The sequence below is a fragment of the Streptococcus sp. S5 genome, from assembly GCF_034134805.1.
GTDB classification, from domain to species: Bacteria; Bacillota; Bacilli; order Lactobacillales; family Streptococcaceae; genus Streptococcus; species Streptococcus lingualis.
Genome location: NZ_CP139419.1, coordinates 808,003 through 832,686, shown reverse-complemented (window position 1 = coordinate 832,686; position 24,684 = coordinate 808,003). Strand labels below are relative to the sequence as shown.

General features: G+C 42.2%; 25 protein-coding genes. 7 read left to right on the top strand and 18 right to left on the bottom strand.

Annotated elements, in window-relative coordinates:
* Positions 1 to 7: 7 nt before the first annotated feature.
* A complete protein-coding gene (locus SM123_RS03925; protein WP_320909890.1) occupies positions 8 to 1,150 on the bottom strand; it encodes a 5-methyltetrahydropteroyltriglutamate--homocysteine S-methyltransferase in 1,143 nt (380 codons plus the stop codon).
* 165 nt (positions 1,151 to 1,315) lie between these two features.
* Entirely contained in the window at positions 1,316 to 1,528 is a 213-nt protein-coding gene (locus SM123_RS03920; protein WP_003002541.1) for a YdbC family protein, read from the bottom strand.
* Between the two features lie 90 nt (positions 1,529 to 1,618).
* On the opposite strand from SM123_RS03920, the gene SM123_RS03915 reads away from it, so the two are divergent.
* Positions 1,619 to 1,951: a hypothetical protein gene (locus tag SM123_RS03915; RefSeq protein WP_320909889.1), complete on the top strand. Its 333-nt coding sequence runs from the start codon at positions 1,619 to 1,621 to the stop codon at positions 1,949 to 1,951.
* 215 nt (positions 1,952 to 2,166) lie between these two features.
* Here SM123_RS03915 and SM123_RS03910 read toward each other — a convergent pair whose 3' ends face one another.
* Positions 2,167 to 2,496, bottom strand: a complete 330-nt coding sequence (locus SM123_RS03910; protein WP_037607991.1) for a winged helix-turn-helix transcriptional regulator — start codon at positions 2,494 to 2,496, stop codon at positions 2,167 to 2,169.
* A 268-nt stretch (positions 2,497 to 2,764) separates the two neighbouring features.
* Here SM123_RS03910 and SM123_RS03905 point away from each other — a divergent pair, with 268 nt between their 5' ends.
* Positions 2,765 to 4,135, top strand: a complete 1,371-nt coding sequence (locus SM123_RS03905) for an MFS transporter (protein ID WP_320909888.1) — start codon at positions 2,765 to 2,767, stop codon at positions 4,133 to 4,135.
* A 182-nt stretch (positions 4,136 to 4,317) separates the two neighbouring features.
* Here the strand turns inward: SM123_RS03905 and SM123_RS03900 are convergent, their stop codons facing one another.
* Both SM123_RS03900 and SM123_RS03895 read right to left on the bottom strand, forming a co-directional pair.
* Positions 4,318 to 5,604 carry a peptidase U32 family protein gene (locus SM123_RS03900; protein WP_003002878.1) on the bottom strand — a complete coding sequence of 429 codons (1,287 nt, stop codon included), beginning with the start codon at positions 5,602 to 5,604 and terminating at the stop codon, positions 4,318 to 4,320.
* A gap of 94 nt (positions 5,605 to 5,698) precedes the next feature.
* On the bottom strand, positions 5,699 to 6,628 hold the full coding sequence (locus tag SM123_RS03895) for a peptidase U32 family protein (protein WP_320909887.1): 930 nt from the start codon (positions 6,626 to 6,628) through the stop codon (positions 5,699 to 5,701).
* Between the two features lie 129 nt (positions 6,629 to 6,757).
* Between SM123_RS03895 and SM123_RS03890 the strand changes: the two genes are divergently transcribed.
* Positions 6,758 to 7,051 carry a DUF3270 family protein gene (locus tag SM123_RS03890; RefSeq protein WP_070587118.1) on the top strand — a complete coding sequence of 98 codons (294 nt, stop codon included), beginning with the start codon at positions 6,758 to 6,760 and terminating at the stop codon, positions 7,049 to 7,051.
* A 130-nt stretch (positions 7,052 to 7,181) separates the two neighbouring features.
* On the opposite strand, the gene SM123_RS03885 is transcribed toward SM123_RS03890, so the two are convergent.
* The 8 genes from SM123_RS03885 to SM123_RS03850 all read right to left on the bottom strand — a co-directional run bounded on the left by SM123_RS03885 (position 7,182) and on the right by SM123_RS03850 (position 13,268).
* Complete coding sequence (locus SM123_RS03885) at positions 7,182 to 7,640, bottom strand: YtxH domain-containing protein (protein WP_155199971.1); 459 nt, start codon at positions 7,638 to 7,640, stop codon at positions 7,182 to 7,184.
* A gap of 14 nt (positions 7,641 to 7,654) precedes the next feature.
* Complete coding sequence (locus SM123_RS03880; RefSeq protein ID WP_070587115.1) at positions 7,655 to 8,038, bottom strand: DUF948 domain-containing protein; 384 nt, start codon at positions 8,036 to 8,038, stop codon at positions 7,655 to 7,657.
* 3 nt (positions 8,039 to 8,041) lie between these two features.
* A complete protein-coding gene (lgt, locus tag SM123_RS03875) occupies positions 8,042 to 8,824 on the bottom strand; it encodes a prolipoprotein diacylglyceryl transferase (protein WP_320909886.1) in 783 nt (260 codons plus the stop codon).
* Positions 8,824 to 9,753 carry an HPr(Ser) kinase/phosphatase gene (gene hprK / locus SM123_RS03870; RefSeq protein WP_320909885.1) on the bottom strand — a complete coding sequence of 310 codons (930 nt, stop codon included), beginning with the start codon at positions 9,751 to 9,753 and terminating at the stop codon, positions 8,824 to 8,826. Before hprK ends, lgt begins: the two co-directional genes overlap by 1 nt.
* A 179-nt stretch (positions 9,754 to 9,932) precedes the next feature.
* Entirely contained in the window at positions 9,933 to 10,301 is a 369-nt protein-coding gene (locus SM123_RS03865) for a hypothetical protein (protein ID WP_320909884.1), read from the bottom strand.
* A gap of 12 nt (positions 10,302 to 10,313) precedes the next feature.
* Positions 10,314 to 10,595, bottom strand: coding sequence for a PspC domain-containing protein (locus SM123_RS03860; RefSeq protein ID WP_320909883.1), 282 nt, complete (start codon positions 10,593 to 10,595; stop codon positions 10,314 to 10,316).
* Between the two features lie 74 nt (positions 10,596 to 10,669).
* A complete protein-coding gene (locus SM123_RS03855) occupies positions 10,670 to 11,125 on the bottom strand; it encodes a SprT family protein (protein ID WP_049507445.1) in 456 nt (151 codons plus the stop codon).
* Positions 11,112 to 13,268 (bottom strand): Tex family protein, encoded by a 2,157-nt coding sequence (locus SM123_RS03850; RefSeq protein WP_407073125.1) that lies wholly within the window; start codon positions 13,266 to 13,268, stop codon positions 11,112 to 11,114. The genes SM123_RS03855 and SM123_RS03850 overlap by 14 nt, the downstream gene beginning before the upstream one ends.
* Positions 13,269 to 13,416: 148 nt before the next feature.
* Between SM123_RS03850 and SM123_RS03845 the strand changes: the two genes are divergently transcribed.
* The 4 genes from SM123_RS03845 (at position 13,417) to zwf (ending at position 16,943) form a co-directional block, all read left to right on the top strand.
* Positions 13,417 to 13,566, top strand: coding sequence for an SPJ_0845 family protein (locus SM123_RS03845; RefSeq protein ID WP_023918704.1), 150 nt, complete (start codon positions 13,417 to 13,419; stop codon positions 13,564 to 13,566).
* Entirely contained in the window at positions 13,566 to 14,471 is a 906-nt protein-coding gene (locus SM123_RS03840; RefSeq protein WP_070587107.1) for a permease, read from the top strand. Before SM123_RS03845 ends, SM123_RS03840 begins: the two co-directional genes overlap by 1 nt.
* Positions 14,468 to 15,283: a TIGR03943 family putative permease subunit gene (locus SM123_RS03835; protein WP_195487683.1), complete on the top strand. Its 816-nt coding sequence runs from the start codon at positions 14,468 to 14,470 to the stop codon at positions 15,281 to 15,283. Before SM123_RS03840 ends, SM123_RS03835 begins: the two co-directional genes overlap by 4 nt.
* A gap of 193 nt (positions 15,284 to 15,476) precedes the next feature.
* The gene (zwf, locus tag SM123_RS03830) at positions 15,477 to 16,943 is read left to right on the top strand and encodes a glucose-6-phosphate dehydrogenase (RefSeq protein WP_320909881.1); all 1,467 of its coding nucleotides are present in this window, start codon (positions 15,477 to 15,479) and stop codon (positions 16,941 to 16,943) included.
* 91 nt (positions 16,944 to 17,034) lie between these two features.
* On the opposite strand, the gene ftsY is transcribed toward zwf, so the two are convergent.
* Genes ftsY through rnc form a run of 5 tightly spaced genes read right to left on the bottom strand, consistent with a single transcriptional unit; the run spans position 17,035 to position 24,539 of the window.
* The gene (gene ftsY, locus SM123_RS03825; protein ID WP_320909880.1) at positions 17,035 to 18,696 is read right to left on the bottom strand and encodes a signal recognition particle-docking protein FtsY; all 1,662 of its coding nucleotides are present in this window, start codon (positions 18,694 to 18,696) and stop codon (positions 17,035 to 17,037) included.
* Positions 18,697 to 19,518 (bottom strand): Cof-type HAD-IIB family hydrolase, encoded by an 822-nt coding sequence (locus SM123_RS03820; protein ID WP_320909879.1) that lies wholly within the window; start codon positions 19,516 to 19,518, stop codon positions 18,697 to 18,699.
* Positions 19,515 to 20,321, bottom strand: a complete 807-nt coding sequence (locus tag SM123_RS03815; protein WP_320909878.1) for a Cof-type HAD-IIB family hydrolase — start codon at positions 20,319 to 20,321, stop codon at positions 19,515 to 19,517. Before SM123_RS03815 ends, SM123_RS03820 begins: the two co-directional genes overlap by 4 nt.
* Positions 20,311 to 23,847 carry a chromosome segregation protein SMC gene (gene smc / locus SM123_RS03810; RefSeq protein WP_320909877.1) on the bottom strand — a complete coding sequence of 1,179 codons (3,537 nt, stop codon included), beginning with the start codon at positions 23,845 to 23,847 and terminating at the stop codon, positions 20,311 to 20,313. Before smc ends, SM123_RS03815 begins: the two co-directional genes overlap by 11 nt.
* Positions 23,838 to 24,539 carry a ribonuclease III gene (gene rnc / locus SM123_RS03805; protein ID WP_070506695.1) on the bottom strand — a complete coding sequence of 234 codons (702 nt, stop codon included), beginning with the start codon at positions 24,537 to 24,539 and terminating at the stop codon, positions 23,838 to 23,840. Before rnc ends, smc begins: the two co-directional genes overlap by 10 nt.
* Between the last annotated feature and the right edge of the window lie 145 nt (positions 24,540 to 24,684).

Sequence of the window (24,684 nt, the reverse complement as noted above, 5' to 3'; positions counted from 1 at the left end):
TTCCTCCTTATTCGCCCCAAACTTCAGCGACAATTTCCTTAATCAAACCGATTTTTTTCCATTGGTCTTCTTCTGTCAAAATGTTTCCTTCTTCTGTCGAAGCAAAGCCACACTGAGTAGACAGGTAAAGATTTTCCAACGGTACATACTGACTTGCTTCTTTAATACGAGCGATGACTTCATCCTTGTTCTCCAGTTGACCACTCTTAGATGTCAAGAGGCCTAACACCACTCCTTTTCCAGGGGTCACTTCTGCAAGTGGTTCAAAACCACCAGCACGATCGGTGTCAAACTCAAGGAAGTACGCATTGACCGCTTCTTCTCCAAGGAGTTCTTTGGCAATCGGTGCATAGCCACCTGATGAAGCCCAGGTGGAATGGAAGTTCCCACGACAAACGTGTGTATTGACGGTCAAACCAGCTGGAACATTTTGGTAGACATCGTTGTTAAAGGTCAAGAAGAGATCAGCGAGTTCCCGGCGAACCTCATCTTTTGACTTGCCTTGAGCTGCACCCCAAGCCGTCAAGAAATTATCGTCTACCAAGACACCCCACGTGCAATCATCTACCTGAAGTGTCCGAAGTCCTGCATCATACAAATCTTGAATCACTTGAAGATAGGCTTGCTTGATGTCTTCACGAACAGCCGCAAAATCAGGATAGATGGTATTCAATTGCTCTACATGTTCTGCATCACGGATCAATTCAAAATAGAATTGCGCAGGCGCTGGAATGGTATATTTAGGTTCTACACCATCTACATCTGCTACAAGATCACGCAAGAACTTGTAATGCTCTACAAATGGATGATTGGCTCCTGTAATTTTTCCAATGACAAGTGCCGAGTCCGCCTTGGTCGTTTCATCATGGAATTGATAGCCTTGTGCAGCTTGGACGTGATCAATGCCACCAAAACCCCAGAAGAAATCCAAATGCCAATAAGCACGGCGGAATTCTCCATCCGTTACTGACTTCAGACCAGCAGCAATTTCTTTTTCAACTAAGTCACGAATCGCCCGATTTTCTACTTTTGTTAAGTCAGCCTGACTGATTTTTCCAGCTGCGAAATCTTCACGAGCCTGAACCAAAGCGGCTGGACGAAGAAATGAACCAACATGGTCTATGCGATAAGGTGCATGTGTATGTGTCAATATGAATCCCTCTTTCCTATAAGTTTTACATTAATTCATCAATGCAACCATTATAGCAGTCTAACATTTGATAAACAAGGGTTTGAGATAATCTAATATCTTTGACATCTATATAGCCTTAGACTATAACAAAAAAAGAAGTCCTTGAAGGACCTCCTTTTTATTTTAATTTTTAAATGCATCAAGCATAACTTGAAACTCTTCGTTCGTGAGTGTAATGCCTTTCCCCATCTTTGTATGGTCGGGACTCCAGGTCCGGATATCATACTTAGCTGGAGCACCGTTAAAACTTACACGGTTCAATTCCTTGGTCCAACCCTTGTCATTTTCTGACAAGACCAGTAGATGTTCTTCGATTTGGAATGAAAATTCTGCCATTTTACGACTCCTTTCTTGCCTTCTCATCTCTATTATTCGTAAATCATTTACAAAATCGTTGAAATTATCTATAATATATTGTATCAAGTTATGGAGAATTTAGCTATGAAAAAATTTCTCGAGATCGTTAAAGACCGAGCAAATGAATTTTTCAATGGAAAAGTCAGTACCCCTGCCCCATTAGAAGATGAGAGAATTATTGCAATCATTCAACAAGCATTGCGAAAAAAACAAGGGGTACATGTTATTTTTTCAAACAAGAGTTTTACAGGCGACATTGTCAAGTATGACCAAGAACGCCGACAACTGATCGTGAAAAATTTTAAAAAGAGTATGTCCACGATTATTCGGATTTCTGAGATCCAGAAAATCAGTTTGGTCCCCAATAATATTCGCATCGCCCAACAAAAAGGAGAGGTTTAACCCTCTCTTTTATATTGAAGACAAACGTCTTTTTTGGCGTTTGTTTTTATTACTTTCAATCTCATTTCTATATTTATTAGAGTATCAAAAAAATTCCAGTACATACTACTAGTATTGACGTTGCCTTGATTAAAAAGGTTACCAAATCTTTCGTAATTACATTATCTATTTATAGAAAAATATTAGTAATAAATTACGTAAATTCAATCTAATCTCTAATCACCATAAGTTTGCTCCCATTTTTTCATTTCTTCAACGATACTTCTTAGAGCAATACCTTTTTTTGTCATTTTATATTCAACCTGTGGAGGCGATGTCGGTAAAACTTTTCTTGATAAAATACCTTCTTGCTCGAAATCATGTAACCGTTGAGCTAATATTCTAGGATTAATACCTTCTACACTACGCAAAAGACTACTATAATGTATATTACCATCAATAATTTCAGATAAGATCTCAAGAGTAAATTTACCTTTTAGTAAATTCAAGACCCTTCTTGCTGGACAAATTGATTTTTTCAAAGATTGCTTCATGCAAGTCTCCATTCGTTTCCTCCTTTTTTGATAGTTACTATACTTTTTTTCCCTTCTTGTTTCAGAAATAATTACATGATAAGCTAATTATATCATTTGAAAGGGGAAATTACTATGGATATTATAACTAAGTTTGACCGTATCAAAGATATTCTCGGTTGCGCTGATGGAAGATACTTTGGCACTGGATATACTCAAGTAAAATGTTTTCAGAAAGTTAAATATATTGCTTTTGATTGATAAATGAAAATTGGTTTGATGAAATAACGGAGGAAGCTTGATGAAAAAAACAAATACAAAAGCGCCAGCTTATCTACTTTTTATTCTTTCACTAGGATACATTATGGCGGTCCTAGATACAACCGGAGTGGTTCTTGCTGTTCCCCATATTGAAACAGCTATGAGCGTCTCATTAGAGCAATCCATTTGGATTATTAACGCCTATACACTAGCTTTAGGGTCTTTACTCCTACTTTCAGGAAATCTAACAACAAAATATGGTTCTAAACGAATTTTATTATTTGGAATGACAATTTTTACACTTGCCTCATTTGGGTGCTCTTTTTCACCAAATATTGAAACATTAATTATACTTAGATTCATTCAAGGTTTCGGTGCTTCTTTGTTTATGCCTAGTTCATTAGCACTTTTATTCATTTCATACCCTGATTCTACTAAAAGAGCACGTATGTTAGGAATTTGGACAGCAATTATTTCTGTTGCAACCGGTACTGGTTCTTTTATTGGTGGACTAATTATTAACTACTTCGGATGGAGGGGTATTTTCTTAATCAATATTCCATTGGGAATTTTGACAGTAATTTCTATATTACTTCTCGTGAAAAACAATATTGCCAATCCAAAGACCAGAATTGACATTTTCAGTAATATCTTTCTTGTTGCAACTATCGGAAGTCTAGTTATTTACCTTGTTGAAGGGAATCAATATGGCTATACTAACCTAAATCTTTTATTGTTTCTTCTCCTGTTTTTATTATTTGCTATTGGTTTAGTAGTCCACGATAAAAAAAGTAAAGCACCTATTGTTCCCCACCAACTATTAAAAAATGCTAAGTTTATTGTCTCTAATCTGTTGGGCTTAGTGGTTAATATTTCATTATATGGTATCGTTTTGGTGCTAGGTCTTTATTTTCAAACTTATTTAAACCTCTCCTCAATGATTTCTGGACTCCTCATTCTACCAGGAATGATTGTCTTAATTATTGGTAATTTATTTTATGCACGTGCTGTAAAACGATTTTCCGTGGGGAGCCTAGCTACTGTCTCAATTATTTTTGCCATTGTAGGAGCAGCAGGAATTTTTGGAATGGGAGTCTTTTTTCATGAAATTCAACTATACATCCTAATTCCTTTATTTTCTTTAATGAGTCTAGGTATCGGTGTTTTAACTCCAGCGACTACAACCATTCTTATGGAAGCTGCTGGTCAAGAATTATCTGGAATTGCAGGTGCAACTCTAAACGCTAACAAACAAATTGGTGGACTTTTTGGTACAACAATTATGGGGATTATAACTACTAATTTATCCCATGATTGGAATATGGCCATCATTGTCGCATTTCTTGTTAACGTGATAATGTATATTGCTACTTGGTTAATTGCTAGTCGTTACCTTTATGGAAAAGAATAAAACTAAACAGAATGCATTCAATTTAAAAGTTGATTATACAGAAAAAAAACTCTTACAAATGCTATTATGTAGGCATTCAAAGAGTTTTCACTATATGGTAACCAAACTCTATAGGAGAAGTTTTTCTTTTCCTGATAGGATTTGTCTACATTCTGAGAGAGGTTTAACCCTCTCTTTTTTTGTTATACTCGAACAGTTTTACTTGCGCCATCTTTTGAGTAGAGATTGATCAAACCTTCTTGACAAGAACGGATCATATCTCCCGGTTTCACTTCTTGTGGGACAGTGATCGTGAGAAGTTCCATCGGATTTGGTGCGCGATCAATCTTCACTCCATCCTTATCATGTAAGTCTTGGATCTGGCATTCAAAATGTCGGAAGCCTGGTCCGTAGAATTCCACTTGGTCCCCTTCATTGATCACATTCCGTTGACGAATCGTCGCGGTCATGGTAGATGGATCAAAGTCTACTACTTCTCCTACAAATTTGTATTGAGGAATCTTACGACGTGCCCCAAACAATTGTTCATTTTCAGTCGGTGTTTGGTAGTAGAATCCAGTTGCCAATTCACGTTGAGCAACTTTCCACAATTCATTGATCAAATCATCCTTGATGGCATAAAAGGCTTCTGGACTTTCCATATAAGCATCGCAAGCAGCCTTGTAACAGTTGGCAACTGTTGATACGTAATGGACAGATTTCATTCGGCCTTCAATCTTCAAGCTATCAACCCCATTGTCAATCATGTCTGGAATATTCTCGATCATACACATGTCAACGGCTGACATAGAGTATTCTTCTGGGACTTGCCCTTTGATACTCTTACGTTCTTGGCCGAATGGCATGTCGTAAAGGTCGTATTTCCAACGGCAAGATTGAGAACAGCCACCACGGTTGGCATCCCGGTCAGACATGTGGTTAGAAAGGGTACAACGTCCGGAGTAGGAAATACACATCGCTCCATGAACGAAGGCTTCGATCTCAAGATCGGTACGCTTACGAATCTCTGCCAACTCTTCCATGGATACCTCGCGGGCCAAGACGACACGGGTCAAGCCATATTCTTTCCAAAAATGGAAAGTCTCCACATTGGTTGCAGAAGCTTGCGTAGACAAGTGAATATTGAGTCCAGGTGCATAAGTTGCACAGATTTCAATCAAGGCCGGGTCTGATACGATCACGGCGTCAAGGCCCATATCCCGCAATTCACGGAACCATTCTCCAGCCCCTTGTTCATTTCCTTCATGAGTTACCATGTTGGAAGCGACGTGTACATCAACTCCACGTGCATGAGCATATTCAATTCCTTCACGAAGCTCATCCATGGTGAAGTTTCCGGCACGGCTACGCAAACCATAGGCTTGTCCACCAACGAACACAGCGTCTGCCCCATAATTAACGGCAACTTTTAGTTTTTCTAATGTTCCAGCAGGTACCAAAACCTCTGGACGTTTTTTTGTATTTGTCATGTTTTCTCCAATTTACAAGATTGTCGATATAATGAATAGCCTCTTCGTTCCCTGAAAAAGGAAAACTCTCAAACGAAGAAGCCTTAGTTTTTTATTATTTTACACGATCTGGTTCATAATCATAGAAACCAGTATCCAAACCACGATTGGCTGGATGCAATTTGCGGATTTCTTCATCAAACAGATAGGCTTGATCCTGTGTAAATGTTCCTTTTTGAATCAAATCACGGGCCTTGACAAAGTACTCTGTAATCTTGACAAAGTTTTCACCCGGACAGTAGACACCATCGAGTTTCCAATGATCAAAGCCATGTTCTACCAACTCAGACAATTTGGTCATCATATTCAAGTCATTATTTGAGAAGATATGGGTTCCATGTTTGTCTTCGTAGACCGAATAGTGAGAATTTGGATCTCCTGGTTCTGCTAAGAACAGATCGCGATCTTTGGTCACAGAGTCCTCTGTCTTGATGAAGTTGTAATAGTTCTGAAGAAGAGGTCGTTTTGAATGGTGAATAATGCTAGCACCGTAAACCAATACTTCTGCTGGAATCTGAAGATTCTCAGCCATTACGAATAATTCGGCAGATGGAATCTCACGAGCCAAAACAGCCTCAGAAGCTCCTGCTTGTTTTCCCCAGAAATTGATCTGGCGGCTAGAAGTGACCATGGTTGATGCATCGTAAATCGTTTTGAATGGATAGCCATCTCGTTTCAAGACATAAAAAACGCCCGCATCTCCGACAGTAATATAATCAGCCTGAATTTCCTTTAGAAAATCTAAGAAAGGCTTGATTGAATCCATCATCGATTGGTGCATGAGTGCATTTACAGCCACTGTCAATTCTTTGCCAGCAGCATGGACTAATTGGGCAATTCGATTTATTTCGTCATGGCTTAAAGTTTGAGGCAATCGTAATCCGTAATCTTTTTCACCGACATAGATTCGGTCAACCCCTGTATCAATCAGGGCTTGTGCTTGCTCAACACTCTCTGCTGTTGCTGTAATCATAATATTTTTCATAAAACCATTATAACAAAAATTCCGATATTCTAGAAAAATTTATTTATTTTGTAAAATTTGTAACATTTTTGTAACATTTATATAGCTGAATTCATGATAGAATAATAGAGTACTGTTAGGAGAGAGAAAATGCCCGTAAGAAATTTAAGACACTATGATGAAGAATTCGATTATATCGAATTAACTAAACAAACCCAAGAAACCCCTATTCAGGACTACGCTCCTGAAGTTGAACCCGCGCCTCAATTAAGTGAATTGCTATATTTTTTAAATATCGCTATTTTCTGTGTGTTGACAGTTGTGTTTAGTTTTATCTTTTTAGCAACGAAAATGAATACCTTCTTTGCGTTTGCCTTAGCTATTGGTTCTAGCTTTGCTAGTATTCAAGGATTCCGAATTTACTACAATAAACGAAAAAATTAAAAATCAGGTTCGCCTGATTTTTTTATTTTAGTCGAATTTTTTAATTTGAATATTGAAATTTGAAGACAAAACCTAACTCCAATTAATCAGGTAATTTCCATAAAAAACGAGGCCTACTAAGCCTCATTTTTTATGCTTCTTTTGTTTCTTCTTCAGCTGCTTCTTCAGGATCTTTTTCATCCAAGTCTAGCACGATGTCTTCTGATTCTGTTTGTTTGCGAATGGATTGAACCAAGTCATTGCCACTTAGATTTTCTTTTTGAAGTTTATCCTTAAATGAGTGATAGACTTCTTGAGATTTTTCAACCACATCTTGCGTTTTTTCTTTGACAGATTCCAAAACAGTTCCTGTCGTAATTTCTCCAGAACCGACTTTTTCTTTGGTTTGTTGGATCACTTCTGCTGCTTGTTTTGAAACATCCTTAGCAGTTTGTTTAACCGATTCATGTACTTCTTGAGGATCTTCTTGATAATCTTTTACGAAGCGCACCACTTTTTTAGTGACTTTTTTTCCTTGCTCTGTTGACAAATAGTAGGCTGCTGAAGCACCTGAAATGACACCAATTAATAAACTAGATAAACGTCCCATATTTTTCCTCGATTCTATTTAAATAATTTTGAAGCCATCTGAATCGCTTTTAATCCGATAGAGGCTTTTACAGTTTTCCCACCAGCTGATGCAGCTTTAACACTCAATTGACGAGCTTGATCATTCAAATCTGAAACTGACACGGAAAGATCCGCTACAGCTGTAAATAGCGGGTCAATCGTTGCAACTTTTTGATTCAAATCATCTGTTAAAACATTGACTTTTGCCAATAGATCATTGGTCTGATGCAAGGTGACATTGACATCTGATGTCAACACTTGGATCGTTTTTTGCGTCTCATCTACAACTTTTCCAATCTTTGAAAGGAAAAAAATCATATAAATGACAAGCGCTACTAAGGCAAGGCCTAAAAGGCCGTATGCGATTTCAATAAACATATGTTACTCCTTTTCTTCTACATAATAAGGGGCTTTTTTGTGACGTTGGTAAACGATAATGGCGAGTCCAACTAGAATCAGGATCATCGATAGCCACTGGGAAACACGTAAACCCGCAAACATCAGGCTATCCGTCCGCATTCCTTCGATGATCATTCGCCCAAATCCATACCAGATGAGGTAAAAGGCTGTGATCTCACCTTGCCTCAAAAATTGGGGTTTTCTACGAAGAATCAAGATCAAGAGAAATCCTAGCAGATTCCAACTGGATTCATATAAGAAAGTTGGCTGACGATAACTACCATCTATATACATTTGATCTCGAATAAAAGAGGGCAGGTAGTTGAGGCTCTTAACAGCAGCTCCATAAGCTTCCTGGTTGAAGAAGTTTCCCCAGCGACCAATACTCTGTGCAACCATGACGCTTGGGGCCGCAATATCTAAAAAGTCGATCGGTTCAATCAAACGTCTACGAGAGAAAAGATAAAGAACTAAAGCACCCGTTAAGAGACCACCATAAATCGCAATTCCTCCGTTCCAAATGGCAAAAATCTCACCAAGGTGCTGGCTATAATAGCCCCATTCGAAAGTAACGTAATAGAGTCTGGCACCCACAATCGCAAGAGGAAAAGCAATCAGAATGAAATCAATAATGGCATCTGGATCAATTTTCTTACGAGGCGCTTCTTTCATGGAAAGATAAACAGCTAGAATCAAACCAGAGACAATACAAATTGCGTACCAACGAATACTGATCGGACCTAATTGAAGGGCTACTGGATTCATTACTTCACCTCATTTTGACTAATCAACTGGGACAAACGTTCTTCAAAGGTTTTAGTGGCATCATAGCCCATTTGTTTGGCACGAACATTCATGGCTGCTGCTTCAATCACGACCGAAATATTTCGACCTGTCTTCACTGGAATGCGAATACGAGGAATGGTGACTCCACCGATTTCCAACTCTTCTGCGTTGTTACCAAGACGATCATAAGTTTGGTCCTTAGCATAATTTTCCAGGTAAACGTCGATTTGAACTTGTGAAGAATCCTTCACAGCACTCGCACCATAGAGACTCATCACATCGATAATGCCGACACCACGGATCTCTAGTAAGTGACGCAAGATCTCAGCTGGCTCTCCCCAAAGGGTCATCTCATCTCTCGCATAGATATCGACTCGGTCATCCGCTACGAGACGGTGACCCCGCTTGACAAGTTCCAAAGCTGTCTCGCTCTTACCGATCCCGCTATCTCCTTGGATCAAGACCCCCATCCCATAAATATCCATCAAAACACCATGAACACTGGTACGTTCTGCCAAGCGGCTATCCAAATAACTGGATAACTCACCAGACAAACGGCTCGTCGCAACATTGCTCTTTAAAATAGCCAGCTGCTTCTCTTCCGCAGCCCGTAACATTTCTTCTGGAATGTCTAAATTCCGCGCGACAATGATGACAGGTGTCTCTGGCTGGAACATCTTGCGCAAAACTTGATGTCGGTTGTGAGAGCTCATCTTCACCAGGTAGGACCATTCTTTCATTCCTACAAGCTGAATCCGCTCAGGTGTGTAATAGTCAAAATAGCCCGTCATTTCAAGACCTGGACGTGAAATGTCCGCAGTCGTAATTTCCTTGCTTAAGAGGTTATCATCCCCATAAACAACTGACAGACGAAGCTTTTCCTGTATATCGCGAACAGTAACTGCCATATCATTCTCCCTTTTAAAATTCTCTCTCTATTATAGCAGATTTTCTCTTCAGACGAGAGACTGAAGTGTCATTTGAATGATCCATTTTCAACTCCTTTTTAATGCGACTAAAAAGAGGCCAAGACAAATGTCTCTAACCTCTAGGAAATGATGGTAACATCTGAAGAATGCTCCAGCCTTCAGCCTTGCAAGAAATCTTTAATCATGGATTTGATTCCAGTCGAAACAGCATAGACCACCGCATTTGAAGGAAATGCGATCAAGCCGAGCATAAAGGCGGTAGGTCCTCCCCCCAACAAGGACAAAACCAGGCACAACATCGGCAGAAATAAAATCGAAAACCGATAAATTTGTGGCTTTCTAGCCATTTCTGTTGGCAGAAACAAGAGGTAGAAGAGACTATTCCAAATGCCCAGTGGAAAAAGGAGCATCCCGATCAAAACTGTTCCAACTCCTTCCCCAAAAAAACGATTTAAAATGAAAAACTGTCCTATAAAACTGAAGAAGAGGTATAGAATAAAAGCAAGGTAATAGAACTTCTGCTTCACTCGGATCTCCTTTTAGAAAAATGGACTATCATTCTGATCATGAATGGGTTCAGCCTCTTTTCTTCGACGAGGTCGAGAGCCATAGTCAAACATTTTCTGCTCCTCCTCGTCCTTATAAGGCAAGGTCGTATCTAACAGCAAGTAGATAATCACACCGATAAAGGCATGAGAGACCGTAAAAAGAATAAACAAGAAGCGTAGGAGAGTTACACTAAGACCAAATTTATCGGCTATGCCAGCTAGCACACCTGAAACCAGGCGATGTCGTTTTAATTTGTAAAATGATGCTGTCATTTGATTTTCCTCTTTCTAGTTAGACCTATTTTAGCAGAGTCGAACTGGAAAGAGATCCGCCTAAAGACCGATTCTTACTCTTGTCTCATTTCAAGGAATTGCAGACGGCTGCGACAGCGACCGCAGGCATATTTCTTCAGATCGATTTTTCGCTTTCGTCTATACTCTTGGCCACAATGGGGACATTGATAAAGATAGATCCGCTTGACTCCACCAGTTCTATCTGGTAGAGGAGGTGTGAAACGAAGACCGTCCACTTGCTGGAGGAGTTGCTTAAAGTCTAGATCTTTGTGGCGATAGCCTTTACCTTGATCGTAAAGATGGTAATGGCAGAGCTCGTGGCGGACAATTTTGCGAAAGACCTCTAACCCAAAAGCTTGGTATATTTTCGGGTTGAAATCAAGGTGTCGATCCTTGGGAAAGAAACGACCTCCAGTGGTTTGAAGGCGTGAATTCCACTCTGCTTGATGGCGGAATTCTCTTCCAAAATCTTCCAGGGATACTTGGCGCACATACTCAGTCAGATTCATTCGGAGCTACCAAACTGAGATTGACTTTTTCGCGTTCCACATCAATCTTCTTCACCCAGACGGTTACCAAATCACCTACTGATACGACCTGGCTTGGATGCTTGATAAACTGCTTGCTCATATGGGAGATATGAATCAAGCCATCTTCGTGAATACCAATATCGACAAAGGCTCCAAAGTCAACCACATTGCGAACAACCCCTTCTAATTTTTGGCCTATATGGAGGTCTTTAATATCCAAGACATCCTGACGGAGTACGGGTGCATCAAAGGAATCCCGCAAATCGCGACCTGGTTTTAGGAGATCGGCAATGATATCTTTCAGGGTTTCTGGTCCCAGATCCAGCTGAGTAGACATCTCCTTTATGTTCACAGCTTTTAATTTTTCCTGAGCGGATGCATCGAGGTCGGTAATTTCAAGAAGCTGAAAAAGTTTTTCAACTTCCTTGTAACTTTCAGGGTGAACGCCGGTATTATCCAAGATGTTTTTACTTTCAGGGATGCGTAAGAATCCAGCAGCCTGTTCGAAAGCCTTGGCGCCAAGGCGAGGGACTTTTTTAATCTGTGCTCGTGAAAGAATCATTCCTTCTTCTTCCCGGTATTTCACAATATTTTCAGAGATGGTTTTATTGAGTCCTGCTACATGCGCTAAGAGAGAGGGACTAGCCGTATTGATATTGACCCCAACTTGGTTGACCACAGTATCTACCACAAAATCTAAACTTTCTGTCAGTTTTTTCTGATTGACATCGTGCTGGTATTGACCCACACCGATAGATTTGGCATCGATTTTCACCAATTCTGCTAGCGGATCTTGCAGGCGGCGGGCAATGGAGATGGCCGAGCGTTTTTCAACGGTTAGCTCTGGGAACTCATGACGGGCCAATTCACTAGCTGAATAGACAGATGCTCCGCTTTCATTGACAATAACATAGCGAACTCCTGGATGGTCGTGGAGGACCTCTGCGACAAAGGCCTCACTTTCACGGCTAGCTGTTCCATTTCCAATTGCAATAATCTCTACGCCAAACTCCTTGATCAAGGAGGACAGATCCTTTTTAGCCTGCTCGATCTGAGCTGGTTTTGCAGGAGCAACTGGATAGATGACCTGGGTAGCGAGCATCTTTCCTGTCTCATCGACAACGGCTAGTTTAGCACCAGTCCGAAAGGCTGGGTCAAATCCAAGGACCACGCGCCCTTTTAATGGAGGAATGAGCAATAGATTCCGTAGATTCTCAGAGAACAATTGAATGGCCCCGTCTTCTGCCACCTCCGTCAACTCTGTCCGAATCCGACGTTCAATCGCAGGAACGATTTTTTTCTTAACCGCTTGTTGAATAACCTCATCGACATAGGCATTTTTCGTTTTAAAACGAGCCTCAAAAATACGAATGATCCGATCCAGTTGGTGCTCGAATCCGACTTTGAGAACGCCCAATTTTTCCCCACGATTGAGAGCTAGAGTCCGGTAGCCTTGCATATTCTTGATCTTCTCAGAAAAATCATAATAGATTTCAAAGGTTCTCTTAGTATCTAAGCTTTCATCCTTCAAGGTTGACGTCATGAGGGAATGCCCATGAATTTCTTGATAGGTGAGGGCCCGTAATTGGGTATCCTCTGAAATAGCCTCTACCAGAATATCCACTGCACCAGCTAATGCTGCGGTTTCAGTTGGGAAGGCCTCACAGGTAAATTTCTGAGCCTCTGCTTCCAAGTCTGGACTATTTTGCAAAATGAGACGTGCCAAAGGAAAAAGTCCTGCTTCTCGAGCAATCGTCGCCTTGGTCCGCCGTTTTTCCTTATAAGGGAGATAGAGCTCTTCGACATCCGCTAATTTTTCAGCAGCCTCAATAGCCTGCTTGAGCGCCTCTGTCAGTTTGCCCTGTTCCTCAATCTTAGCAAGGACGGTTTCCTTTCGTTCAGCCAGAGCCGTTAACGATTTGTCCCGGTCAATAATGGCCTTAATCGCTACTTCATCTAAATTTCCCGTCATATCTTTTCGATAGCGAGCAATGAAGGGAATGGTTGAGCCTTCTGCGGTCAGACTCAATACGGTATCGATTTGTTTTAAGCTAACACCCAATTCTTGGGCTATTTTTTCATATTTATCCATAGCTTCTATTATAGCATATTTTGCTGCCATCAAGGGGTGAGATCGCCTGTTCTGGTCTCTGTTTCAGGGATTTTTCATAGAATAATTTTGACCCTATGGATCCTTCCTTTTATGCTCCATTTCCCCCTTGCTCTTTCCTTTTTGTTATAATGAAAGAAAATAAAAAGGAGGCCCAACAATGGCTATTAAATTCTCAAAAACAGATGATCTTGATAAAATGTTTGAAAATTTTGCGAGTTTTCCGGATGTAGAAAAGAAAGTAGAATTTCCTGAAGAGAAAAAGAAGGCAGAAACTGCTACCACTAAAGAAGCAAAGAAGGTTAAGTAATGACATTCTTTCAACACCTTCCCTCTAGCGTCTTGCAGGCGGGGGCTATTTTTCTCTCGATTATTATCGAGGCCCTACCGTTTGTCCTAATCGGAAGTATCATTTCAGGGATTATTGAGGTCTATATCACCCCCGAGAGGGTCTACCGCTTTCTTCCCAAAAATAAATTTGGGCGGATCTTCTTTGGGACTTTTATCGGCTTTATCTTTCCTTCCTGTGAATGTGGAATTGTTCCCATTATCAATCGCTTTCTAGAAAAGAAAGTCCCAAGTTATACTGCTGTTCCCTTTCTGGTGACAGCACCGGTCATCAATCCCATCGTTCTCTTTGCGACCTACTCAGCCTTTGGGAATTCTGTTAAGATGGCCCTCTACCGCGCCCTTGGTTCCTTGCTTGTCGCAACAGTACTAGGGATCTTCCTTGGCTTTATTCAGACAGATTCGATCCAAAAAGAACATCGCAAACCTGTGCATGAACATGATTTTAGGGACTTGAGCAAAGGCCAAAAGCTCTTTCAAGTCTTGGTGCAAGCCATTGATGAATTCTTTGATACAGGACGCTACTTGGTATTTGGTTGTCTCTTTGCCAGCCTCGTCCAAGTCTATGTCCCAACACGGATCCTCACTTCGATCAGTGCGACACCGGTTATTGCTATTCTCCTTCTCATGGTCTTGTCCTTTCTCCTCTCACTTTGTAGCGAGGCGGACGCCTTTGTTGGATCCTCTCTTCTAACAAGTTTTGGAGTAGCGCCTGTTCTTGCCTTTCTGGTGATTGGGCCTATGCTTGATGTCAAAAATCTCCTCATGATGAAAAATTATCTCAAGACCCGTTTTATCTGGCAATTTATCGGAATTGTGAGTGGAGTTGTGCTCCTTTATGCTTGGTTTGTGGGGGTAGTGCTATGATTCGTTTCTTGATATTAGCTGGCTATTTTGAGCTCACCATGTACCTGCAATTATCTGGTAAGCTCAATCAATACATCAACTTACACTATTCTTACTTGGCTTATATTTCCATGTTCTTGTCCTTTGTTTTAGCTCTTGTGCAGCTGATCATCTGGGTCAAGCAGATGAAGATCCACAGTCATCTCTCTGGCTTCTGGGCAAAAGTGGCGAGTATTTTCTTGCTCTGTATTCCTTTGTTTGTCGGGCTATTTTTTCCTACAGTGACACTGGATTCCCAAACAGTCTCTGCCAAAGGCTACCACTTCCCGGTTGCGGCTGGATCTTCCAAGGAAATCCAGCAGGACGAAGGGACAACAACCCAGTATCTCAAACCAGATACTAGTAGCTATTTTACCAAATCTGCCTATGAGTCAGAAATGAAGCAGGCGGCAAAGAAATATGTTGATAAAAAAGTGATTCAGGTGACCACTGAGAATTACATGGAAGTCATGGAAGTGATTTATGATTATCCTGACCAATTTGCAGGAAAGACCATTGAGTTGACCGGTTTTGTTTACAATGACCCTAATAACAAAGAAAGTCAATTTCTCTTTCGCTTTGGGATCATCCACTGTATCGCAGACTCGGGTGTTTACGGTCTTTTAACAACCGGTGCCCCTCAACATTTTGAAAACAATACCTGGATCCATGCAAAAGGAACCTTATCCATTGAATACCACAAACAGCTCAAGCAAAGCTTGCCTGTCCTCCACGTGACGGATTGTCAAACCATTACACAACCAGATAATCCTTATGTCTACCGCGTATTTTAATGAATAGACTAAGTTCCTTCGATAGGCCTTAACCCCATGAAAGCTAGAACGCTCCTTCGTTCTAGCTTTTTCTATGCTTTCCTCTCAAATCCTCTAATCCAAGCGGAAAATATTCGGAACAACGATTCCATCAAAGAAATCTTGTGGATTTTATGGTAAAATATGGTTAATAAAATAGGAAATAGGTACTTAAATGTCTTCAAAAGTTATTGTAACCATTTTCGGGGCCAGTGGAGATTTAGCCAAGCGCAAACTCTATCCATCCCTTTTTAGACTCTATAAATCAGGAAATCTATCTGAAAACTTTGCGGTTATCGGAACAGCCCGCAGACCATGGAGCAAGGAGTACTTTGAATCAGTCGTGGTAGAATCCATCACAGATCTGGCAGATAGCCCACAACAAGCTCAAGAATTCGCTAGTCATTTCTACTACCAAAGCCACGATGTCAATGATACCGAACATTACATCGCCCTGCGCGAATTGCAAAACAGCTTGGATGAAAAATACCAAACAGAACACAACAAGGTCTTCTTCTTGTCCATGGCTCCTCAATTTTTTGGAACCATTGCCAAACACCTCAAATCAGAAGGCATTGTGGATGGGCAAGGCTTTGAGCGCTTGATCGTTGAAAAACCTTTCGGTACAGACCTAGAAACGGCTAGTCAGCTCAACAAGGAATTGGAAGAAACCTTTGATGAAGAACAAATCTTCCGGATCGACCATTACCTTGGAAAAGAAATGATCCAAAATATCTTTGCCATTCGTTTTGGAAATCTTATTTTTGATAATCTTTGGAACCGAGATTTTATTGACAATATCCAAATTACCTTTGCTGAACGCTTAGGAGTTGAAGAACGCGGTGGCTACTATGATCATTCTGGGGCCCTTCGAGATATGGTGCAAAACCATACCCTTCAGCTTTTGTCTTTGCTTGCTATGGATAAACCAGCCACCTTTACTAAGGATGCGATTCGGGCAGAAAAAGTTAAAGTTTTTGAGCAATTGCACAATCCAACAGATGAGGAACTGAAGAAATTCTTTATCCGTGGTCAATACCATTCAGGTACGATCGAAGGGAAAAAAGATATCTCTTATCGCAGTGAACCCAATGTCGACCCTGAATCTACTACGGAAACCTATGCTTCTGGTGCATTCTTTGTTGATAGCGATCGCTTCCGCGGAGTACCTTTCTTCTTCCGTACCGGAAAACGCTTGACCCAAAAAGGAACCATGGTCAATGTGGTCTTCAAGCAAACCGATTCCATCTTTGGACATAGCTTGCAACCAAATGTCTTGACCATTTATATCCAACCAAATGAAGGTTTCTCATTGAGCATCAACGGAAAAGAGGTTGGAGAAAAATTCAGTATCGCACCGATTTCCTTTGATTACGAAACAGATGCGACCGCAACTGGAGCTTCACCAGAGCCTTATGAAAAATTAATTTTCGACGTTTTGAACAATGACTCAACCAATTACAGCCACTGGCACGAAGTTCGTGCTTCATGGCAATTGATTGACCGGATTGAAAAACTATGGGCCGAAAATGGAGCACCGCTCTATGAATACAAGTCTGGATCCATGGGACCAACTGCATCCGATGATCTCCTTGCAGAATACGGAGCCGAATGGGTTTGGAAACCTGAACCTAAAAATTAAGGAAAGCCACCTTCGGGTGGTTTTTTTGATAGAGCAAGGAAACAAAAAGACAAATTGTCCTTCCAACAATTTGTCTTTTTCTATTCGACTCTTAAATCAAGCCTTCCAAGAGACCTCTCATGAAGTTTTCTGAGTGGAATGGTCCGATGTCATCAATCTTCTCTCCGAATCCAATCAACTTCACTGGGATGTCCAACTCCTCACGAATGGCAAGGACGACCCCACCTCGAGCCGTTCCATCAATCTTGGTCAATACAATTCCTGTAACAGGCGTAATTTTTGAAAATTCTTTAGCCTGCACCAAGGCATTTTGACCGGTTGATGCATCGAGGGCCAGCAAGGTTTCATGCGGTGCATCAGGTACCACACGCTTGATAATGCGGCCGATTTTTTCAAGCTCCGCCATGAGGTTGTCCTTGTTTTGCAGACGACCAGCTGTATCAATCATCAGAACATCGATGTTTTCAGCGATCGCGCGTTCCATTCCATCAAATACAACGCTAGCAGGATCTGATTTTTCAGGACCTGTTACAACTGGAACATCTACACGGCGTCCCCATTCTGCTAGTTGAGCCACTGCTCCTGCACGGAAAGTATCTGCTGCAACCAACATGACTTTCTTGCCTTCTTGTTTGTAGCGGTGGGCTAACTTCCCGATAGAGGTTGTTTTCCCAACTCCATTGACCCCAACAAAGAGCATGACCGTAAGACCATCTCGAAAACGAATCGCTTCATTAAATTGGCCATCCTTTTCATACAAGTCCACCAATTTTTCGATGATCACGCGCTTGAGAGCATCTGATTTTTTGGCATTTTCCAAACGGGCTTCATAGCGCAACTCTTCGGTTAAATTAGAGGCCACTTGAACCCCAACGTCACTCATGATCAAGAGTTCTTCCAATTCTTCAAAGAATTCTTCATCGACTGAACGGAAATTAGCAAAGAAAGCATTGAGACGTGCTCCAAATCCAGTCCGTGTCTTTTTCAAGCTACGATCGTATTTTTCCTGAATGGTTTCTTGCTCTGGCTCAACCTCGTCTGGAATTGGCTCTTCTGCCTCTTCAACAGTTCTTTCCTCAACGGCTGAAGCAGCTTCTCCTTGAGGAAGTCTGGACTCAGCTTCTGCCACTTCTGAAGTTTCCTCCACTTGAGCAATCGCTTCTGATACTTCAGGTTCTGAAACCTCATCCTGAGCTTCTACTAGTTCTGGAGACTCCTCTTCTGTCGTGCTCCCTTCTACTAGCTCAGCGTCAGATGATGGAGAGGCAATTGGTGACTCTTCTTCCATTTCTGAACCGTTAGCCCCATCTGCTTCCTCACCATCTTCAGTTTCTTCCGCTTCAATTTTCACTTCTTCAAGAGGCTCAGTCTCCGTTTCATCAGCTACAGGTGAAACTTCTTCAGGAGTTGTTTCTGTTTGAGCGGGTTCAAAGACAACCGGAGACTCCTCTACTGGTGCTTGGTCTTCAGGAGTCTCTGAAGTCACATTTTCTTCAACAAGAGGTTCCTCTGATGGCTCTTCTTGAGTGACGGTTGAAACAGGTTGATGTGTGGCTGCAATCCGCGCTTTAAGCTCTTGGTAGTAAGCCTCCATATCAGCGATTTTTTGCTCTTCCTTGTCATTTGAGACAGCCGTCGTCGGCTCCTCTTTGACAGTTTCTTCAACCCCAGTACTTTCCGTCACTTCTTCAGTAGACGGAAGCACTTTTTCAGTTTCTTCTTTTTTTCCAAATAAACGATCAAATAATCCCATTTATTCACTCTCCTTTAGCACATAATTTTCAATTGCCCATGCGACAGCATCTTGGTCATTGGTCACGGGTGCAACAAGCGCCGCCACCTCTTTCACTGCCGGGACCGCATTGCCCATAGCAACCCCTAGTCCAGCCCACTGGATCATAGACAGGTCATTGGCCTCATCTCCACAGGCCATGACTTGATCAGATGTAAGACCCAAAATGGCTGCCAATGCCTCTAAACCTGTTGCCTTGTGAACATTTTTGGGGCACCATTCCAGCAACATTTCCCGAGATTTAAAAATTTCATAGTCTTGAAATAAGTCCGGCTTGATCTGCTTTATCGCTGCATCTAAAAAGTCTTGATCGACTGCTGTCACACACTTGTTGTAGGAAATCGTGGATGGCAGGTCTTTAAAATCTGTTTCAATAAAGTTCAGGTAGGGATTGTAATGGGAATAGAGGGACTTCCGTTCCGAATGAATCTCATAAACCGTTCCCTCACTGATCGCATCCAGCGGAAGGCCTAGACGGGCTGTTTCATCATGAATGGTTGCTACATCTTCTGGTGCCAAGACAACTTTTGAGAGGATTTCTCCATTATTTCGCTGCACCAAGCCACCGTTGAAGGTAATCGTATACTCTTCTTTGAGGCCTGCTGTTCCCAATTCTTCCAAAAGAAAATCCATAGCTTTCAAGGGGCGACCAGTGGTTAGAACCACCTTGACACCTTGAGCCTGTGCAGCAGCGAGAGCTGCTCTATTGCGAGGAGAGATCTTTTTTTCAGAATTGAGAAGGGTCCCATCTAAATCCAGCGCAATCAAGGAAATCTTACTCATACAATTTCCTCCATGTAGCGTAGGACAGAACCCGTCGCATGGTGGTCGATGACTGTTTCAGCAATCGCCAAGATTTCGGGACGTGCATTTTCTGGCGCTACAGGATGGCCCACGACTTGCATCATATGGAGGTCATTTAGGTTATCCCCAAAAGCCATCACCTGATCCATCGAGATCCCTAGTTTATCCGCTAAGGCGGTAATCGCCACTCCTTTATCGACATAATCGAGGACAATATCAATCGATTCAAAACCTGTCGTCATTGCTTTGACGCCTGGGATATTCTCAGTGACCCATTGCTCTCCTTCAAGAACAAGAGCTGCATCGAAGTTGGTGGTCAATTTGAAAATTTCATCCTGAATATCCACTAGGCTTTTCACTTTTTGAATGTTTTCATTGTAGTGCTGACTCAAGGCCAGATAGTCGGGATCCACCGTTTCTAAGACATAGCTCCCTTTTTTCCCCGTCAAAAGCAATTTATTCGGGTCTGCATAAGGGGAAGCTTTCAAAGCCTCAAAAACACCCAAATAAAAGTCTTTGGACATGGTCGCTTCGTAGAGATCTTCTCCATGAAATTCTACCACACTGCCATTTTCAGCAATGAAAATCATCTGGTCTTCAAACCCTTTAAAGAGGGATTTGAGCGAAAGGAGGGCACGGCCACTCGCAGCAGCAAAATAGATGCCTTTTTCTTTGCAGCTTGCTAACACCTTGCGTAAAAGGTCTTGATCGTACTGATGTTGGTCATTTAGAAAGGTTCCATCCATATCCGTAGCGATCAATTTAATATCATTATTCTTCATTTTCTAAGTCTTTCAATTTTACTGAGACGATTTTAGAAACCCCAGACTCCTGCATGGTCACACCATAGATGGAATCGGCAGCTGACATGGTTCCCTTCCGGTGCGTCACGACAATAAATTGGCTTTCCTTATCAAAGCGGTTCAAATAATCCCCAAAGCGCTTAACATTGGCCTCATCTAGGGCAGCCTCTACCTCATCCAAAATGACAAATGGAATAGTCTTGACACGAATAATCGAGAACAAGAGGGCCAAAGCAGACAAGGCCTTTTCTCCACCACTCATGAGGTTTAAGGATTGGATCTTTTTACCAGGTGGCTGTACAGAAATTTCAACACCAGCTGTCAGAAGATCTGGCTCTGTCAGAATCAAATCAGCAGAACCCCCACCAAACATTTGACGGAAAGTGACTTTAAAGGATTCACGAATGGCTTCAAAGGTTGATTTAAAGCGTTCCTTGACCTCGTCATTCATGTCGTTGATGGTAGACAGAAGCATATTTTTCGCAGCCAAGACATCCTCACGCTGGCTGGAAAGGAAATCAAAGCGCCCCTTCACCTCGTCGTACTGCTCGATCGCATCCACATTGACTGGACCAAGTTCCTTAATATCTTTTTCGATGCTCTTGAGCTGGTTTTCAGCCACTGCAAGATTTCCAACAGGTTTGGCCTGCTCTTTGGCTTGGTCAAAGCTTTGCATGAATTCATCGGTAATTTGCGTTAAGAGCTTGTTCAAACGATCCGCATGCTTTTCACGTGTCGCTTCAGCCTTGGCTTGTTGACGAATCCATTCTTCGTTTTTCTTGCGAGCTTGTTCCATCTGTTCTGCCACATCTTCGGCCTGGCCTTCCAAATCATCCAGCTCAAATCGTTTCCGAATGACCCCTTGTTCCAAGTCCGTTTTCTTGGCTTGTGCCTGCGTCAATTGGTTGGCTAGCTGCTCCACATCAACTGTCTGGACTTTGGCCTCGCCTTGTTCAATCAGCAATTGCAACTGATGCTCTTCTACTTCCAACTGGGAGATCGTTTCTTCCAAGCGACAAGCATCTGTTTGCTCGTAGCTTTGTTGGCTCAACCATTCCGTCTGTTGAAGTCGCAATTCTGCCAATTGCTCTTGCAGGTTTTGTACCTTTTGTTGCAGAACATCTTTATCCGACTTCATGGTTTCAATGTCGCGATTCAGATTTTCTTTTTGAAGCTCAATTTTTGCTAATTGCTCAGTAAGGGATTCCAGCTCTTCTTGGAGAGACTGGGTCGCATCTGTTGCCAATTCTGACTTCAAAGCTTCTAAGAGTTCCTGAATTTCTTTCAGTTGCTCTTGGCTTTGTTGGTAGGCCAATTGGGCCCGCTGTTGCTCTAGACGCGCTTGCTCACCTTGGCTTTGAATAGAGGCCAGGTATTCTTGCGCCTGCTTGAGCAGATTGTCCTTGGTCTCGACCTCCTGCTCTGCTTCTCTCAAACAAGCATCCAGAGCTTGCATTTCCTGCTTCAAACTATCCAATTCTGGTTTGACAAAGACCGTATTTTGGGAACGATTGGCACCACCGGCATACGACCCTCCGGTCCGCAATTCGGTCCCATCCAAGGTCACCATCCGAACTTGATAGTTGACTTTACGAGCCGCCTCACGCGCATGCTCCGTCGTGTCAAAGATAGCCGTTACTCCAAGCAAGTTTTGGAAAATCTGTTCAAACCGATTCTCATAGGTTACCAAGTCACTCGCAATTCCTAGAAATCCTGCACTGGCCTGAATTAATTCCAGATTCCGAGGGGATAGTTGACGAGCTTTGATCGTCGTGAGCGGAAGGAAAGTTGCCCGTCCCAAGCGATTGCGTTTCAAGAAATCGATCGCTCGCGTTGCAGCCTTTTCATCCTCGACAATGATCTGTTGGCTGCTAGCTCCCAGAGCAATTTCAAGCGCCGTCTGGTAGTCTTTTGAGAAGCTCAAATTCTCACTAACAGCCCCACAGATGCCTCCTAACCGTTCTGCTTCTTGCAAAACGCTCTTGACGCCTGCATAGAAGTTACTATGGTTTTTCTGAATAGCTTCCAAGCTATTGATCCGCGCCAGCTTATTCTTGCTCTCATCCATCAAGTCAAACATGGCCGCTTGAGCCTCTTGGTAGGCAGCTTTGGCCTGCTCCACTTTTACCAATTGCTCTTGGTATTCTGCTAATAGGCCTTTGACCGTCGCTTGTGCCTGATCCAACTCTTCCAATTGTCGGACTTCTTTTTCCTTGGCAGTTTCAAAGTTTGTTTGTGCCTTGGTCAAATCCTCTTGACGATGGCTTGATTCTTGCAGGAGTGCTTGGATCCGGCTCTCAATGGCTGTTCGCTCATTAGATTTTTCAGCCTCCATCTGCAAGAGTGCGACATACTGCTCGCGTAGATGCTCAATGACTTGTTCCGGATCTTCTTCATAGTTGGCTAATTCTTTTTCCAACTCTTCTTGTTGCTGACGGTTCTCTGTCAGTCTTTGTTGAAGCACAGCTAGCGTCTCTTGTTTTTGAGCCAGCTCTTGTTTCGCTTCTTCCAGACGGGCCAAAACAGCATCCAATCGCTCTAAATTTTCCTTGCGACTATGGGCTGCTTGGCTTGATTGCAGCTTAGCTACTTCGATTTGCTTTTCCAAATCACTGATCAAACGAGTAACCTCAAGTAAGCTGGCCTGGTCCTCAGCTAAGCTCTCATCCAACTGATGACGGGCTTTCTTGATGCGTACATTCTCTTCTTCTAAGACCTGACGACGTTGGTAATAAGAAGCCAACTGTTCTTGAATGGCCTTTTCTTCTTGATCAGCCTTTTCGTAGAGCTCTTTTGTCAGATCGACTTGAGCAACTAAAACATCCAGCAAGAGAACCTGCCGTTCTTGGTCTAATTCCAAGAAACGGCGAGCAACCGTCGCTTGCTTTTCAAGAGGTTGGATCTGTCCTTCTAATTCATAAAGGATGTCCTCCAAACGGTCCAAATTCTCCTGGGTTTGGTTGAGTTTGGTCTCAGTTTCCTTACGCCGCGTCTTAAATTTCAAGACACCAGCAGCTTCTTCAAAGATGGCCCGGCGTTCTTCCGGTTTGGAGTTAAAGATCTCCTCTACCCTTCCTTGGGAAATAATAGAGAAGGAGTCACGTCCCAATCCCGTATCCATGAACAAATCATGCACATCTCTAAGACGTACTTTCTTGCCATCGATCTTGTACTCGCTGTCTCCTGAACGATAAATATGCCGTTCGACACGAATTTCTTTCCCTGCCTGCTGGATAAAACCATCCTGGTTATCTAAGACAACTGTGACACAGGCATAATTCAGCGGTTTTCGCGATTCTGTCCCGGCAAAGATAACATCGGGCATCTTGCCCCCACGTAGACTCTTGACACTGGATTCCCCCAGGGCCCAGCGCAAGCTCTCCGTGATATTGGATTTTCCAGATCCATTAGGCCCTACAACGGCAGTGACCCCTTTGTCAAATACGACTTTTGTCTTATCCGCAAAGGATTTAAAGCCTTGGATTTCAATCTCTTTTAAATACATGGCCCATCATTCCTCGTTTCAACTGCATTGCGGGCTGCTTCCTGCTCCGCTAATTTCTTGGAACGACCATGACCATGGCCCATCGTTTGACCGTTCACGAATACTTCTACTTCAAACTCTTTGGCATGAGCAGGACCGGACTCGCTGACCACTTGATACTGGATCTCCACATCTCCGTGAACCTGCAACAGTTCTTGCAGACGGGTCTTGTAGTCAATGACTTGAGAAAATTGACCCGTTTCAACCTTGGGAATCATGACCTGATAAATGAAGCGTTTGACCGCTTCCACTCCTTGATCCAGTAAAAGAGCACCTAAAAAGGCTTCAAATAAATCGCCAAGAATCGTATCGCGGTCCCGGCCACCAGATTTTTCTTCGCCTTTGCCTAGTTTGATGAAATGGTCAAATTGGCAATCCCGAGAAAAACCAGCCAAACTCTCTTCACGGACAATCATAGAACGGAATTTGGACAAATCTCCCTCCGGTCTGTTTGGGTGTTCCTTATACAAATATTCGGAAATAACTAATTGAAGAACAGCGTCTCCTAAAAATTCCAAACGTTCGTTATGTGAAATTTTTAAGAGGCGGTGCTCATTGGCATAAGAGGTATGCGTAAAAGCTGTATCTAATAAACTGCTATCTGAAAAAACGATCTGAAACCGTTCCGATAACAGGGCTTGTAATTTCTCCATGGGAAGCCTACTTTCTAATAAATTCATACTCTTAAGTATACCAAAATTTTAAAACGATTACCATTAGATATCCATTAAGTGCGGTTAGTTGATTTTACTGTATTTTAGACATGGTCATATATTGTTCAAATAAATAAAAACGTAG